This is a genomic window from Sphaerisporangium sp. NPDC049457 (assembly GCF_055586705.1).
This window is the reverse complement of sequence record NZ_JBVJHR010000013.1, coordinates 105,101-119,383: the sequence shown is the minus strand read 5'-3', so window position 1 is coordinate 119,383 and position 14,283 is coordinate 105,101. Positions and strand designations below refer to the sequence as shown.

General features: G+C 74.3%; 10 protein-coding genes. 6 read left to right on the top strand and 4 right to left on the bottom strand.

Annotated features, from left to right (window positions below):
* Nucleotides 1-174: 174 nt before the first annotated feature.
* Nucleotides 175-1,146: a TAXI family TRAP transporter solute-binding subunit gene (locus ACZ6QO_RS21325; RefSeq protein ID WP_465853087.1), complete on the bottom strand. Its 972-nt coding sequence runs from the start codon at nucleotides 1,144-1,146 to the stop codon at nucleotides 175-177.
* Nucleotides 1,143-3,065, bottom strand: a complete 1,923-nt coding sequence (locus ACZ6QO_RS21320) for a TRAP transporter permease (protein ID WP_465853086.1) — start codon at nucleotides 3,063-3,065, stop codon at nucleotides 1,143-1,145. Before ACZ6QO_RS21320 ends, ACZ6QO_RS21325 begins: the two co-directional genes overlap by 4 nt.
* Nucleotides 3,066-3,462: 397 nt before the next feature.
* On the opposite strand from ACZ6QO_RS21320, the gene ACZ6QO_RS21315 reads away from it, so the two are divergent.
* Nucleotides 3,463-4,605, top strand: coding sequence for an SGNH/GDSL hydrolase family protein (locus ACZ6QO_RS21315; RefSeq protein ID WP_465853085.1), 1,143 nt, complete (start codon nucleotides 3,463-3,465; stop codon nucleotides 4,603-4,605).
* Between the two features lie 75 nt (nucleotides 4,606-4,680).
* Here the strand turns inward: ACZ6QO_RS21315 and ACZ6QO_RS21310 are convergent, their stop codons facing one another.
* Nucleotides 4,681-5,397 carry a DUF2218 domain-containing protein gene (locus ACZ6QO_RS21310; protein ID WP_465853083.1) on the bottom strand — a complete coding sequence of 239 codons (717 nt, stop codon included), beginning with the start codon at nucleotides 5,395-5,397 and terminating at the stop codon, nucleotides 4,681-4,683.
* Between the two features lie 115 nt (nucleotides 5,398-5,512).
* On the opposite strand from ACZ6QO_RS21310, the gene ACZ6QO_RS21305 reads away from it, so the two are divergent.
* Nucleotides 5,513-6,118, top strand: coding sequence for a TetR/AcrR family transcriptional regulator (locus tag ACZ6QO_RS21305; RefSeq protein ID WP_465853081.1), 606 nt, complete (start codon nucleotides 5,513-5,515; stop codon nucleotides 6,116-6,118).
* Here the strand turns inward: ACZ6QO_RS21305 and ACZ6QO_RS21300 are convergent.
* Nucleotides 6,103-7,398, bottom strand: coding sequence for an MFS transporter (locus ACZ6QO_RS21300; RefSeq protein WP_465853079.1), 1,296 nt, complete (start codon nucleotides 7,396-7,398; stop codon nucleotides 6,103-6,105). The two genes, ACZ6QO_RS21305 and ACZ6QO_RS21300, sit on opposite strands and share 16 nt — an antisense overlap.
* A gap of 815 nt (nucleotides 7,399-8,213) precedes the next feature.
* On the opposite strand from ACZ6QO_RS21300, the gene ACZ6QO_RS21295 reads away from it, so the two are divergent.
* The 4 genes from ACZ6QO_RS21295 (at nucleotide 8,214) to ACZ6QO_RS21280 (ending at nucleotide 14,209) form a co-directional block, all read left to right on the top strand.
* Entirely contained in the window at nucleotides 8,214-10,226 is a 2,013-nt protein-coding gene (locus ACZ6QO_RS21295; RefSeq protein WP_465853078.1) for a hypothetical protein, read from the top strand.
* On the top strand, nucleotides 10,216-12,189 hold the full coding sequence (locus ACZ6QO_RS21290; protein WP_465853076.1) for a TOMM precursor leader peptide-binding protein: 1,974 nt from the start codon (nucleotides 10,216-10,218) through the stop codon (nucleotides 12,187-12,189). The genes ACZ6QO_RS21295 and ACZ6QO_RS21290 overlap by 11 nt, the downstream gene beginning before the upstream one ends.
* Nucleotides 12,190-12,315: 126 nt before the next feature.
* Nucleotides 12,316-13,968, top strand: coding sequence for a SagB family peptide dehydrogenase (locus ACZ6QO_RS21285; protein ID WP_465853075.1), 1,653 nt, complete (start codon nucleotides 12,316-12,318; stop codon nucleotides 13,966-13,968).
* 61 nt (nucleotides 13,969-14,029) lie between these two features.
* The gene (locus tag ACZ6QO_RS21280) at nucleotides 14,030-14,209 is read left to right on the top strand and encodes a hypothetical protein (RefSeq protein WP_465853073.1); all 180 of its coding nucleotides are present in this window, start codon (nucleotides 14,030-14,032) and stop codon (nucleotides 14,207-14,209) included.
* The last annotated feature ends 74 nt before the right edge of the window (nucleotides 14,210-14,283 follow it).

Below are 14,283 nucleotides of genomic sequence, written 5' to 3'. Positions count from 1 at the left end.
CACCTTCACCTTCCAAGCCCGTTACTCCCCGAGCAACCTATTTTCGGGCGCGCGGAATGCCCCACGTCCCTGCGGATGGTCCCGAGTTGGCATACCCACTGCGCGGACGCCGTCCACGCGCTGACGCCGCGCGGACGAGACCGCCGGGCGGGACGGCTGGAACCGCCCGGGGGGTCAGCCGTAGTACTTCTTCGCGCCGCCGTGCAGCGGGACCGGCTCGGTTCTCGGGGCGTTGTCGCGGGTGATGCCCTTGGCGGACGGGTGGACCTTCTCCAGCTCCGCCTTGTGGTCGAAGAGCAGTCTGGCCAGGTTCTCCGCGAGGGCGGGGTCCATCTTCTCGTTGACGACCAGCAGGTTGGGCACCGCGATCGTGGAGACCTCGGCCGGAGTCGCGTAGACGTCCTTGGCGATCGTGCCCGCCGTGTACACCTGGCCGTGCTCGGCCCGCATCGGGGCCAGCACCTTGTCCAGCGGGACGAAGGCGACCTCGTCCCTGAGGCTGGTCACCAGGTCGGTGATGCCGGGGGTGGGCAGGCCTCCGGACCAGATCAGGGCGTCCAGGCCGCCGTCCTTGATGCCCTGCACGCTTTCCGGCAGGCCCAGCGACTGCCGGGTGACGTCCTTGTCGGGGTCGAGGCCCGCGGCCTTGAGCATGCGCAGGGCGATGACCTCGGTGCCGGAGTTCGGGGATCCGGTGGACACCCGTTTGCCCTTGAGGTCGGCGATGGACTTCACGCCCGACTCGGTGGTGGCGACCACCTGCGTGTAGTTGTCGTACAGGCGGGCGATGGCGCGGATCGGCTGGGGCGCGGTGAACGCCCCCTTGCCCGCGACCGCGTCGGCGGCGGAGTCGGCCAGCGTGAAGGCGATGTCGGAGTCGCCCTTGACGACCCGCTGGATGTTCTCCACCGACGCGCCGGTCGCCTCGGCCGTCGCCTGGTAGCCGGGAATGCTCTTACCGATCTGGTCGGCCAGGCCGCCGCCGAGGACGTAGTAGACGCCCGTGGTGTTGCCGGTGGCGATCGACAGCCGCTTGCCTGCGGCGGTGTCGCCGTCGCCGGCCCGCGCGGCGGACCGGTCGCCGCCGCATCCGGCGAGGGCGAGCGAGCCGGCGACGAGCAGGACCGCCAGGCGTCCGAGCTTCATGATGGTGCCTCCCGTGTTCGCAGGACGAGATGGAGCCCGATGGCGACGACCAGGACCCCCGCCCCGGCGAGCACCGGGCCGGGTGACAGGAACAGCAGCAGGACGGCGGCCGCCCCGCACAGCACCCGCTCGGCCGGGCCCGCCGGACCGGCCAGCCAGCCCCCCGTCGCGGCGGCCAGTGCCGTCACCGCGAGCGCCGAGACCGCGACGGCCACCGCGATCTCCCCCGCCGCGCCCTGCGCCAGCAGCGCCGACCCCGCGGGGGTGAGCACGAAGGCGAACGGGACGAGGAAGGCGGGAAGGGTGTACTTCCAGGTGGCCATCATGGTGCGGTAGGCGTTGCCGCCGGTGATGGCCGAGGCCGCGAACGCCGACAGCGCGGTGGGCGGGCTGACCTCGGACAGGACCGCGTAGTAGAAGACGAACATGTATGCCTCGGCCTGGGTGACGCCGAGGTCCATCAGCGCGGGCCCGATGATGACCGCCGCGATGACGAACGACGCGGTCACCGGGACGGCGAGGCCCAGCACGAGCACCGCCAGCGCGCACAGCAGCGCGGTGACGGCGAGGATGCCGCCCGACGCTCCGACGATCAGGGAGCTGGCCTTCAGGCCGAGCCCCGTGAGGGTGACGACGGCGACGATGAGACCGGCGGCGGCGCAGGTGGCCGCGACCGCCAGCACGCCGGTCGTCCCCGCGGCCAGGGCTTCGGCCGCGCGGCGCGGGGAGAGCCTGTGCTCGCGGTCGAGGAAGGACAGCGCGAAGGCCAGCAGCGTGGCGTAGACCACCGCGCGGAACGGCGACTGCCCCAGCGCCATGAGGACGACGATCACGAACAGCGAGCTGAAGTGGTATCCCAGCCGCCGCAGCAGCGGCCAGAACCTCGGCGCGTCCACCTCGACCGCCCGGGTGCCGTACTTGCGGGCGTCGATCTCGATGGCCAGGAAGATGCCCAGGTAGTACAGGATCGTGGGGATCGTGGCGTAGATCAGCACGGTGAGGTAGCCGACGCGCAGGTACTCGGCGATGATGAACGCCGCCGCGCCCAGCGTGGGCGGGGACAGGATCGCGCCGATGCCCGCGGCCGCGAGCACTCCCCCGCCCTGCTCGGGCGGATAGCCCGCTCTGCGCAGGATCGGCCAGGCGACGCTTCCCACGCTCACCGTGGTCGCGACGCCCGAGCCGCTGACCGTGCCGAGCAGGAACCCGGCGAGGGTGACCGTGCGCCCCGGCGCCGAGCGGGAGCGGCGGAAGGCCGCCAGCGAGATGTCCACGAAGAACTTGCCCGCGCCGGAGTGGTCGAGGACGGCCCCGTAGACGGTGAACAGGATGATGTAGGTGGCCGCCACGTCGAGCGGCACGCCGTACACGCCGTCGGTGCCCATCACGGACGCGACGATGATGCGGTCGATGTCGTAGCCGCGATGCCCGATGACCCAGTCGAAGGGCAGGTAGCCGCCGTAGTAGGCGTAGGCCAGGAAGGCGACGCAGACGGCGGGCAGGATCCAGCCGACGGTGCGCCGGCAGGCCTCCAGCACCAGCAGGACGATCGCCGCGCCCGCCGCCACGTCGAGGGCCGTGGGGTCGAAGGCGCGCCGGATGAAGTCGTCGAAGACGGCCAGCGGGTAGAGGCAGACCGCCAGCGACACCGCCGCCAGCACCCAGTCGGCGGGCCCCGGGCGGTCGCCGCCCCGCGGGCGCGGCTTGTAGCACAGGAACGTGAGCGGGAGCACGACGGCGAGGAAGACCATCCGGTACGGCAGCACGGGCCCCGGGCGGAACGCCCAGTACAGCACGTAGAGGGAGAGCCCCAGGGCGACCAGCGTGACGGCGGCCGCCACCCTGCCCGTCAGCCGCCGCGCGGGCCGCTCGGCGTCGTACCGCGCGATCAGATCGTCCGCTGCTCTGGTGTCCGTCAAACGCCGTCTCCAGGTGTGCGCCGCCGCTCTCTGACGGGACGTTACCCACCTGGCTGACCGGAGTCCGTCAGCTCTGGATCACATTCTCGTCGCGATTGTGGCCTGTTGACGATCGGATGGCGGGAGCGGACACTCCACCCGGCGCCGGACCCTGGAGCGTTTCCCGGTCTCGCCGCCGGCCTGGTCCGATCCGACGCGAAGGGTGGGAGTTGGCCGCCACGTCATCCCTGCTCCCGCCGAACGGCCGCGGCCAGGCGACCTCTCACGCCGCCGCGCCGCGACCGCCGCCGTCAGGCGTCGCCGTGCCAGCGCCCATGAAACGTTCAGCGCCGGCTTCCCGGTGCCCGGCGGCCGTGACGGGCCCACGGCACCTCGCCGGCAGACCGAAGGAGAGACCGTGCGACGCATACAGGTGAAGGCGGCGCTCGCCGCGCTGGCGGCGACCGCCACGCTGCTGCCGACGGCCGCCCACGCGACCACCACCCCGCCCGGCACCCCGCCCGGCCCGACGTCCCCGGGGCGGCCGGCGAAGGTCGAGGCGCACACCGCCGGCCGGGTGCGACCAGCCGGGAAGTCCCTGCGGTACAGCTGGCCGGGCGTCTACTTCGAGGGCCGCTTCCGCGGCACCGGCGTCGGGATCGTTCTCGACGACGCCGTGAACGACTACGACGTCCAGGTCGACGGCGCCACCGTGGCGACGCTGGTGACGCCCGGCCGCACCACCTACTGGGTCAGGCATCTGCGCGACGGCGTGCACGGCGTGCGGCTCGTCAAGCGCACCGAGAGCCCGTCGGCCGTCGGCGAGTTCGGCGGGTTCGTCGCCGCCCCCGGCGGCGCCGTCCTGCGCAAGCCCGCCGATCGCCGCCGGCAGATCGAGTTCATCGGCGACTCCTACACCGCCGGCTACGGCAACCTCTCTCCCACCCGCGACTGCCCCGCCCCCGGGCAGATCGACAGGAACACCAACACCGACCTCGCCTTCAGCGCGCTCACCGCGCGCGGCCTCGGCGCGGACTACCAGGTCAACGCCTTCTCGGGCCGCGGCATGGTGCGCAACTACAACGGGATCGAGCCGGGCACCGACTACCGCACCTACTACGACCGGGCCCTGATCGGCGTCCCCGGCGACGTCTGGCGGAACCCGGGCACCTGGCATCCGCAACTGATCGTGATCGGGCTCGGCATCAACGACTTCTCCACCCCCGTCAACCCGGGCGAGCAGTGGACGCAGGAGAGCCTGGTCCCCGCCTACATGGCCGCCTACCACGGCTTCCTGGACAAGCTCCGGGCCCGGTACGGCAAGCGCGCGATCATCGTGGTCAGCGCCACCTACATGGGCAACACGACGGCGTTCGCCGACGCGGCCCGGCAGATCGTCGAGGAGCGCAACGAGCGGGGCGACGACCGGATCCGCTACTGGTACTACGACAACACGGATCTGGACTACGGCGGCTGCGACTGGCACCCCTCGCTCCACGACCACCAGATCATCTCCCAGCGGCTCGACGACTTCATCGCCACCCTTCCGCTGCGCTGGTAGCGCGCGAACACGCCGGGCGGCGGAGGAGCCGCCGCCCGGCCGCGCCTCGTACGGCGCCGGCGACCCGCGGACGGCTCACGCGCTCCCCTCGCGGCGCGCCTCGCCCGCCCGGCGGCGGCGCACGGCACGACGGCCGGCCGCGACGAGGGCAAGCTTGAGAACGACGACGGCCACGACGACGCCGAGCGCCGGGCCGGTCCACCGTGAATCGGCGAGCACGGCCCCGGCCAGCCCCAGATGCGAGGCGGCGAGGGCCAGCAGTCCGGCCGCCGCCAGGATGACCGTCCGCGGGTTGGCCCGCACGAGATGACCGACGGTCCGCCCATGCCCCGACGCCCTTCTGCCGCTCTCCGGACGATGCGCGGCCTCGGATGTACCGCCTTGCAGGCGAGGCGCGGCGTCGGATCCACCGCTTTCCGGCCAGGGGGTGGCGTCGGACGCCTCGGCCGGGCGCCAGGTCACCTCCAAGGCCTCGCGGCGGCCGAACCGGCGCAAGTCGCGGGTGACGACGTCCTGGATCCGCCCGAGGCCGTCATCGTCGGCCGCTTCGACGCGCAGGCGGAGGATGTTCCCGTCGGCGAGCAGCGTGCACACGCCCCACGGGGTGAAGTTGACGATTCCGCTGGTGGCGGACCATTCAGCGTGTACCCGCACGTCGCGGCCGGCCGTCATGCCGTGTTGCCGCATGCGGTCCAGGTGGCCGCCCTCGCCCATGGCCGCGGCGTGCCGGCAGAACTGGGCGAGATATCGGCCCGGGCGCTCGGTCTCGATCTGGGCTTCCAAGGTGGGCATCGCACTCTTCTCGAATCTGTGTGACGACGAACCGACGTGCACCAGATTTATCGATACATACTGTCTATGTCAATGTCATCATGTCTCGGGTGTGGATGAGATGCATAATGGCAGGGTGCCGAAGCTGTGGAACGACACGATCGACGCCCATCGCGCCGCGGTGCGCGGCGCCGCCCTGGACGCCACGGCGGCGCTGGTGGCCGAGCACGGCCTGGTCGCGCTGACGATGTCGCAGATCGCCGAGAAGGCGGGCATCGGGCGGGCGACGCTGTACAAGTACTTCCCGGACGTGCAAGCCGTCCTCACCGCCTGGCACGAACGCCAGATCGCCACCCACGTGGACCAGCTGAGCGCCGCCGCCGATCCCGCCGCCCCTGCGGGCGCGCGCCTGGAAGCCGTGCTGGCGTCGTACGCGTTCATCCAGCACCATTCGGGCCGCCACAGCGGCGACCTCGCCGCCCTGCTCCACAGCGGCGAGCACGTCGAACGCGCGCGGCGGCGCCTCCACGAATTCGTGCGCGCCCTGATCGCCGAGGGCGCGCGAGCCGGCGACCTGCGCGACGACGTGACGGCCGACGAGCTGTCGCGTTACTGCCTGCACGCCCTCACGGCGGCCGGCGGGCTCGACGGCCCCGACGCGGTGCGCCGCCTCGTCGCCGTCACCCTGGCCGGCCTGCGCCCACAGCGCCCGGCGGCGGCGCCCCCTCAGGACACCCGCTGAGCGGCCACCTCGGGGAGGGCGATCTCCGCGCGGCGCGGGCGGAGCCGGTCGAGCAACGCGGCGGCCGGCCGTACGCCGGCCAGGCGGGCGAACGCGACGGTGGCCAGCACCGTGGCCGCGACGGTCGTCAGCCCGGCGAGCTGCAGGGCGGCGCGCGGTCCCATGGTGTCGCTCATCAGGCCGAGCAGCGGGCCGCCCAGCGCCCCCGAGGCCGCCGACACCACGCCGAGCACCGCGATGACCCGGCCGCGCATGTGGTCGGGGCTGTCGAGCTGGGTCCGCGCGGCGACGGCGGTGTCCAGCACGATGGCGCTCGCCGCGATCGGCAGCATCAGGGCGGCGAAGGAGGTGAGGCCCGGCATCAGGCCGCTGACCAGCTGGGCGACGCTCGCCAGCATCGCCGCCCCGAGCAGCAGGCGCACGCTGAGGCTGTTCCAGGACGCGACCGCGATCCCGCCGAGCACGGTGCCGACGGCGAAGACCGTCGAGAGCAGGCCATAGCCTGACGCCCCGGCCCGCAACGGGCCCGCGCTCATCGCCGCCATGGTCACCTGGTAGTTGCGGCCCAGGCTGCCGAGGACGAAGGCGAGCGCGAGCAGCACCAGCAGCCAGGGAGTCCGCAGCACATAGCGGAGGCTGCCGCGCACGCCGAGATCCGCCGGGTCCTCGGCGCGCGCCATGACGTACAGCTCGCCGCGCCTCATGCCGAGCACGGCGGCGATCACGGCGAAGAAGCTCACGGTGTTGACCAGGAACAGGCCTGTCGCGCCGGTCAGCGGCAGGAGCGCGCCCGCGAGGCTCATGCCGAGGATCCGGGCGGCGGAGCTGATGACCGACCCGAGCGCCATGGCGTTGGGGAGGTCCTCCGGGGGGACGACCTCCCCGCCGAACCGGCCGAGCGCGGGCGCGGTCACCGCGTTGACCAGCCCGGAGGCCGCCATGACGCCGTAGAGGGCGTACATCGGCGGGAGCCCGTCGATCGTGATCAGCGCCAGCGTCGCGGCGAGGGCCGCCTGGGCGAGCTGGGCGGCGAGCACGACCGGCCGGGACGGAAGCCGGTCGGCGAGGGATCCGCCCCAGAGGCCGAGCAGCAGCGTGGGCAGGGCCTGCAGGACGAGGCTGACGCCGACGCTGGTCGCCGATCCGGTGATCGTGAGGACCAGCCAGTTCACCGCGAGGACCTGAGCCCACGTACCGGTGACGGAGACGAAGTCCGCAACGGCCCACAGCCGGTAGTTGCGGTGTCGCAAGGAGCGCAGCACCGCCACGGGAACAGCCACCGTCTCGTCCTTCCAAAGGGGATTGCCGCAGGGACGAACCGGTACCGAAGTGCCGAGATTCCGTTATATGCAATTATGTGCCAATAGTCACACTTTAAAAGATCTACCCAGGAGGTCCTCGCCCCAGAGGCGCCGCGCCCCGCGATCACGGCGACACAGGCCCACAGACCTCGCACGATCTCCGGCGGCCGCCTCGCCCTCGCACGGCCGGACCGGCAACCGGACCCCACGCCAAGGAGGCGGCAGGCGCCGCCGCGGCGCGGCCGCCGCGGGCCGGGCGCGGCGGAGGCCGCCCGGACGGCTCTGGGGCGCATCGTGGTCCGCATCGCGGTCCGGGGCGGCGCCGAGCACAGCTGAGGACGCCACCGTCACGGAGCGCATTCGCGCCGACGGAGCGGTCCCGCGCGGGTCAGGCCCACCATGCGGCCGGAACCGCTCGAACCGGACACGGCGACACGCTTGTTTCCGTCCAGCGGGGCGACATTGGCGGCACGCGGTTCCGGGCCGACGGGCCCGACAGGAACCCGAATTACATTCGGTACCCAATTAGCGGAAACAGACACCTGAATATCCCGGCATTCCTGTACACAGGGGTCGAATTCCGGCGTTCGTTCCCGGAAAACCCGCGATTCTACACATGTTGCCGAGTCGGCGGAAGATTTACATTTCGGTCATAGGATCTTAATATCAGGGATATGGGGGATATGGGAGCGCTCCCACGCGCCGATATGGCGATGCGACCGCGCTTATCCGACGACGTGCGTTTTGTCGAGAGCCGGGACGGGGTGTATGTACACAGTGATTACGGATCGTGCGTGCTGCGGGGCCGCCAGGCGTACGCGTGGCTCAGCAGACTGGCCCCGGCGCTGACCGGGGAGCACACCTTGGCCGAGCTGACCGCGCGACTCGACGACGACAAGCGCGACATGGTGGAGAGCCTGGTGCGCCGGCTGGCGGAGCAGCGGTTCGTCGTGGACGCCCGCCGGTCGCGGCCGCACGGCCTGACCGAGGACGAGCGCCGTACGTACGCCGAGGAGATCGCCTTCATCGGCTACGTGCTCGACTCCCCCGAGTGGCGTTTCGAGCGGCTCCGCCGCTCCCGCCTGGTGCTGGCCGGAGAGGGACCGCTGCTGACGGCGCTGCTGGCCGCGTGCGCCGGCTCGGGCTGGCGGCGGATCAGCGTCGTCTGCCCCGACGCCGCCGCGATCGGCCGGGTGGTGGACGGGTCCCGCCGCGATCCACGGCAGGAGGTGCGCGTCGTCCCCTTCTCCGGTGACGCCCTGTCCGGCGTGATCGCCGGGGACGCCGACGTCCTGCTCCAGGTGAGCACGGACATCGGCACGCTCGTGCGGACCGCCCGCGCCTGTGAGGCGGCCGGCATCCCGGTGGGACAGGCCCTGGTCCGGCCCACGGAGGTGTGGCTCGGCCAGGTGGGCAGGCCCTCGGTGACGGCCGTGGAGTCCGGCTGGCGCCGGCTGGCCGCACTGCCGGCGGCGACCCCGCCCCATTTGGGTGAGGACCTGCTGGTGGGCCCGCTGCCCGAGGTGGTCGCCGCCATGCCGGCCCTGGCCTGCTTCTCCCACCTGACCGGCCTGGACGCCGTCGGCGCGGACCCCGGGCACGGGCTCACCCGGGTCGACCTGCGCAACCTGGACACCATCCCGCACCGGTTCGTCCCGCATCCCAGCGCGGCGTCCCGGACGGCGCGCGGACCCCAGGAGACCTCGGCCCTGGTCGAGTCCCTGGCGTCGGCCGCGCCGGTCGGCGCCGGCGAGTTGCTGGACCGGGCGGCGGAGGCGGTCGACTCCCGGCTGGGCCTCCTCGGCACGCTGGACGAGGAGGGGCTGGCGCAGACCCCGCTGCCGGTCTGCCGGGCGACGGTGTCCGATCCGCTGGGCGCGCTGCCCGGATGGGCGCCGCCCCCGCAGGCCGTCGGGTGGGGCGAGGACCGGCGGACGGCGCGGCTGCGCTGCCTGCTGGCCGCGCTCGCCACCTACGGCGTCCTCACGGCCGCGGCGGGCGCCGTCCCGGGCCCCGACGGCGAGGAGGTCGTGTGGGGCGTCGAGCTGCCGGACGGCCGGCCGCGCGCGGTGCCGGTGGCGGCCCTGCGGCTCGCCGGCACCGGCGGGCTCCGGGCTCCCGAGGGTGCGGGAGCCGGGCTGAGCTGGGCGGCTGCGGTCGCCGCCGGGCTGCGCGCCCACTGCGAGGCCCTGCTGGCCGCGCGCCTGATCGGAGGCACGGCGGGAGCCGCGGGCGGCATCGGAGGCACGGCGGGCGGCACCCGTGCCACCCCGCCGACCGGCACAGCGGCCGACCTCACCTCCGACCTCACCTCCGACCCGGCGACCGACCTGAACGCTGACCTCAAGACCGACCTCACCGCCGACCGCACGGCCGACCCCACCGCCGACCTGACGACCGACCTCACGGCCGACCCGGTGGCCGCCGCGCTGGCGCGCCGGCTCACGCTCGCCGGTGAGCCGCTGGACGTCCGCGACCGCACGTCCGTCCTCGGCGTGCCCGCGCACGTCTTCACCGCCCCCGGCGGGCCGGTGCTGGTGTCGGCGGCCGCCACGGCGCCGGCCGCGCTGCGGGACGGCCTGGAGCGGCTGCTGCTGCGCTGGCAGTCCCGCACCGAACGGCAGAGCGCGTACTCCGGCGCCCGTCCCCTGTGGGCGCCGTCCGGCGACCCGGAGCGGTCGGTGCGGCTGATGACCGCCGCACTGCGCGCGGCGGGCAGGGTGCCGGTGGCGGTGCCGCTGGACGGCGACCCCGAGGCGTCCCGGCTGCTTCCCTTCGTCGCCCAGGTCGTGCTCCTTGACGACTGAGACCGCACCGGCGACCGCGCCCGCCGAGCCGCAGGGACCGGTGACCGTCCTTGGATCGGGCCGGCTGTACACGGCGATCCGCTCGCACGTCATGGCCGCCGCCCCCGCCGGTTCCGAGCCGTCGGCGATCGTCGTCGCGGGCGACGCCGACGACACCCGGGCCTACCCCATGGTGGCGCGGCGGGCGGCCGGACAGGACGTGCCGTGGCTGCCGGTCCGGGTCGACGCCGGCTGGGTGCTGGTCGGCCCCGCGGTGCGCCCGGCGAGCCCAGGCTGCCCGACCTGCGTCGCGCGGCGGCGCGCGGGCAACCGGCCCGACGCGGTGGCGCGTGACGCGCTGCGCGAGCGGTTCGGCGCGGAGCTGGACACCCGGCCCAGCGCCCTGCTCACGCCGCTCCTCACCAGGGCGGTCGCGGCGCTGGTGGCCGACGAGGCCGACCGGCTGCGGCGCGACCCCGCCTCCGCGCGCACCTCCGGCGCGCTGCTCAGGGTCCGCGTGCCGACGGGCGAGGTGCGCCGCCACCTCTTCCTGCCCGACCCGCTGTGCCCGGACTGCGGCGCCCGGCCGGACGACGGCCCGGACGCCGGACGCTACGTCCCGGAGCCGGCGCCGAAGCCGCACCCGGCGGCGTTCCGCCTCGGCGGCATCAGCGGCAGGGTCGCCGAGCTGGAACGGCTGTTCGTCGACGCGGAGACCGGGATCGTGCAGACGCTGGTCGCGGAGGAGCGCGGCGGCAGCCCCATGGCGGTCGCCCGGCTCAGCCCCGCGCGCACCGCGCACGAGAGCCACCACGGGTACGGCCGCAGCGACGACTTCCCCTCCGCGCGGGCGACCGCGATCGCCGAGGCCCTGGAGCGCATCGCGGGCATCCACCCGCGAGGGCGGCGGACCGTCGTGCGCGCCGCGTACGCCGACGTCGCCGACCACGCCCTCGACCCTCGGACGCTGGGCCTGTACCCCGACGACTGGTACGACCAGCCCGACTTCTGGTTCACCCGCTTCCACCCGGAGCGGCCCACCTCGTGGGTGTGGGCGTACTCGTTCCACCGCGACGGGCCGGTGCTGGTGCCCGAGAGCTACGCGTACTTCGGCCCTCGCCCGGCGGGCGACCCCGGGTTCGCCTACGAGTGCTCCAACGGCTGCGCCCTCGGCGGCCACCAGGCCGAGGCGATCTTGTACGGGCTGCTGGAGGTGGCCGAGCGGGACGCGTTCCTCACCACGTGGTACACCCGGATGCCCATCCCCCGCGTCGACCTGGCCTCGGCCGCCGACCGGCGCATCCCCATGCTCGCCCAGCGGGTGCGGGACCGGCTCGGCTACGACGTCCACGCGTTCGTCGCCATGCTGGAGCAGCGGGTGCCGGTGTTCTGGGTCATGGCCGTCGAGGCGACGGGCCGGCCGGACCGGCCGCGGGCGCTGTGCGGCACCGCGGCCCACCTGGCGCCGGAGCGGGCGCTGCGCCGGGCGCTCGACGACCTCGGCCCGATGCTGGAAGGGCACATCGAGCGGTACGACCCGGAGCAGGCGGCCCGGCTCGCGGCCGACTCCGGCCAGGTGCGGCTGCTCGAACACCATCCCCTGCTCTACGGCCACCCGCGGGCGGCCGAGCGCCTGGACTTCCTGCCGCTGGACGGGCCCGCGCTCACGGTTGCGGAGGTCACGGCGCGGCTCGGCTGGCCCGAGCACGACGACCTGACCGCGGACCTCGCCGAGCTGGCCGGGCGCTTCCTGGCGAGCGGCCTCGACGTCATCGCCGTCGACATCACCTCTCCCGAGGCCAGGGCCGCCGGATTCTGCGGCGCGAAGGTCATCGTGCCGGGGGCGATGCCGATGACGTTCGGGCACCGGCACCGGCGCACCCACGGCCTGCCGCGGCTGCTGTCCCTGCCCCGGCGGCTCGGGTACCGCGACGACGACCTGCGGCCCGACGAGCTGAATCCCCACCCCCACCCCTTCCCCTGACCACACCCCGCACCGACCACACGGCACCGCACCACGCACGGCACCACACCACACAGCGAATCCGCTCACACCCGCACGAAACCGGCGGGAATCGGCAGGACCGGCGAAGGAAGTGAGGCAGACCGGATGGACGGCACCACGGCGACGGACGCGCCCGGCGACGCCACCCGCCGCTACCTGGCCGCGATGCGGAACCGGGGCCCGCTGTCCATCGACCGGGTCAACGCCCCGACGCGGCACAAGCGGTACCCGGACGCCGAGCGCGCCGTCCTGCCCTGGGGCGCCGGGGACGGCACCGCCCTGCACCTGGTCGGCGAGCTGCTGCGGGAGCTGCTCGGCGTGGCCAGGCTCGTGTGGCTCCACCAGCTGGACGACCACGGCGCCCCGCTGGGCGGGCCGCCGCTGCTCCTCGTCGGCCGCCCCGCGCCCTCGGGGGGCGGGCTCTACCCCATCGAGGCGTACGTCGCGGCCGGCGAGCCGCGCGTCCCCGGCCTGCCCGCCGCCCTGTACCACTACGACCCGGTCCACCACGCGCTCGAACGCGTGCGGCACGGTGACCACACCGCCGCGCTGTCCGGCCTGCTCGCCGAGCCGGCGGCGCCGGACGTCACGCTGGTGCTGTCGGCGGTGTTCTGGCGGTCGATGTTCAAGTACGGCGACTTCGGCTACCGCCTGATCTGCCAGGAGACCGGCGTTCTCCTCGCCCAGGCGATGGCGGTCGCCGGGCGGCTCGGCCTTACCGCCCGCGCCCGCCTGCGGTTCCCCGACGGCGAGGCCGACCGGCTGCTCGGCCTGGACGGCGCGCGGGAGGCCGCCCTGGCCGTACTCACCCTCACCCTGCCCCACGCCACACCGGACGACCCGCCGCTCAGGTCCGCGCCCCCGAACGGCACGCCGCTCTCGCGACCGGCGGCCAGGGAGAGCGCGCCACTGCCGATGCCGATGCCCGGCGGCCCGGCCGCCGACCTGCACCGCGCCGGCGCGGCCGCCGGCCGCGCCTCCGCACCGTCCTCTCGCGCCGCCTCCGGACAGTCCTCCCGCGCCGCCTTCGCGCCGGCCTCCCGCGCCGCCGGGCTGCGGCCCCGGCCGCCGGTGGGGCCGGGCGTCACCGTGCCCGTCCTGGAGCCGGCGCCCGGGATGCGCCTGGCGGCGGGGGTGCCGCGCCGCGCGTCCCCGCCGGCCGGATACCGGCCGGTCCCCCTCGCGGGCGACGCGCTCGGCGCGGTCCTGGCCGCCGCGGCCGGCGGCTACTCCGCCGACCTGCCCGGGGCCGGGGAGGGTCCGGCGGCGACCGCCCTGTGCCTGCTGGCGCTGCGCGTGGACGGGGTGCCCCGCGGCGGCTACTGGTACGACCCGGAGCGGCGGTCGCTGCGCGAGGTCGCCTCCGCCGAGCGGACGGCCGCGGTGGCCACCGGACGCCTGCTGCCCAACACCCTGGTCGCGCTGCGCGGGGCCGCCGCCGTGCTCGTCCCGGTGGGCGACCCGCTGGCGGGCGTCGGCCTGTTCGGCGACCGCTGGTACCGCCTGCAGCAGATCGAGGCGGGCCTGGTCGTCCAGCGGGCGGCGCTGGCCGCCGCCGCGCTCGGCCTGGCGGCGCGCATCCACTCCGACGGCGCCAACGACACCACCGACGAGGTGCTCGGGATCGCCGCCACTCCGCTGCGGAGCCTGTCGTTCCTGGCGATGGGCACGCCCCTGACCGGCGGGCCGCTCGTGGCCCGCCAGATCCCACCCGGCTCACGCGAGGAGGTGAGGCCCGCTGCCCTGATGACGCCGTGACCGCGTGGTTCACGGCCCGCGCCCGAAGAACGCAGTGACCATTCTCGAAAAGGAGAAGCACATGAACAACGACAACCTCAAGCTGGACCTGCGCGGCCTGGAGGTCGACTCCATCGACGTGCTGTCCGCCGACTCCATCGTCGTGGAGGGGCACGGCACCATCGAGACCGGCGCCTCCTCCTACACCGGTTACTGCTCGTCGTACCTGTCGGCCACCAGCTGCTGGGCCCCCGAGGCGTAGGGGCAGGCGCTCGCCAGCGACCGTCAGAGAACCGGTGAGCCCTCGGGCCCGCCGGTGAGATGAGCAGGGCCGAG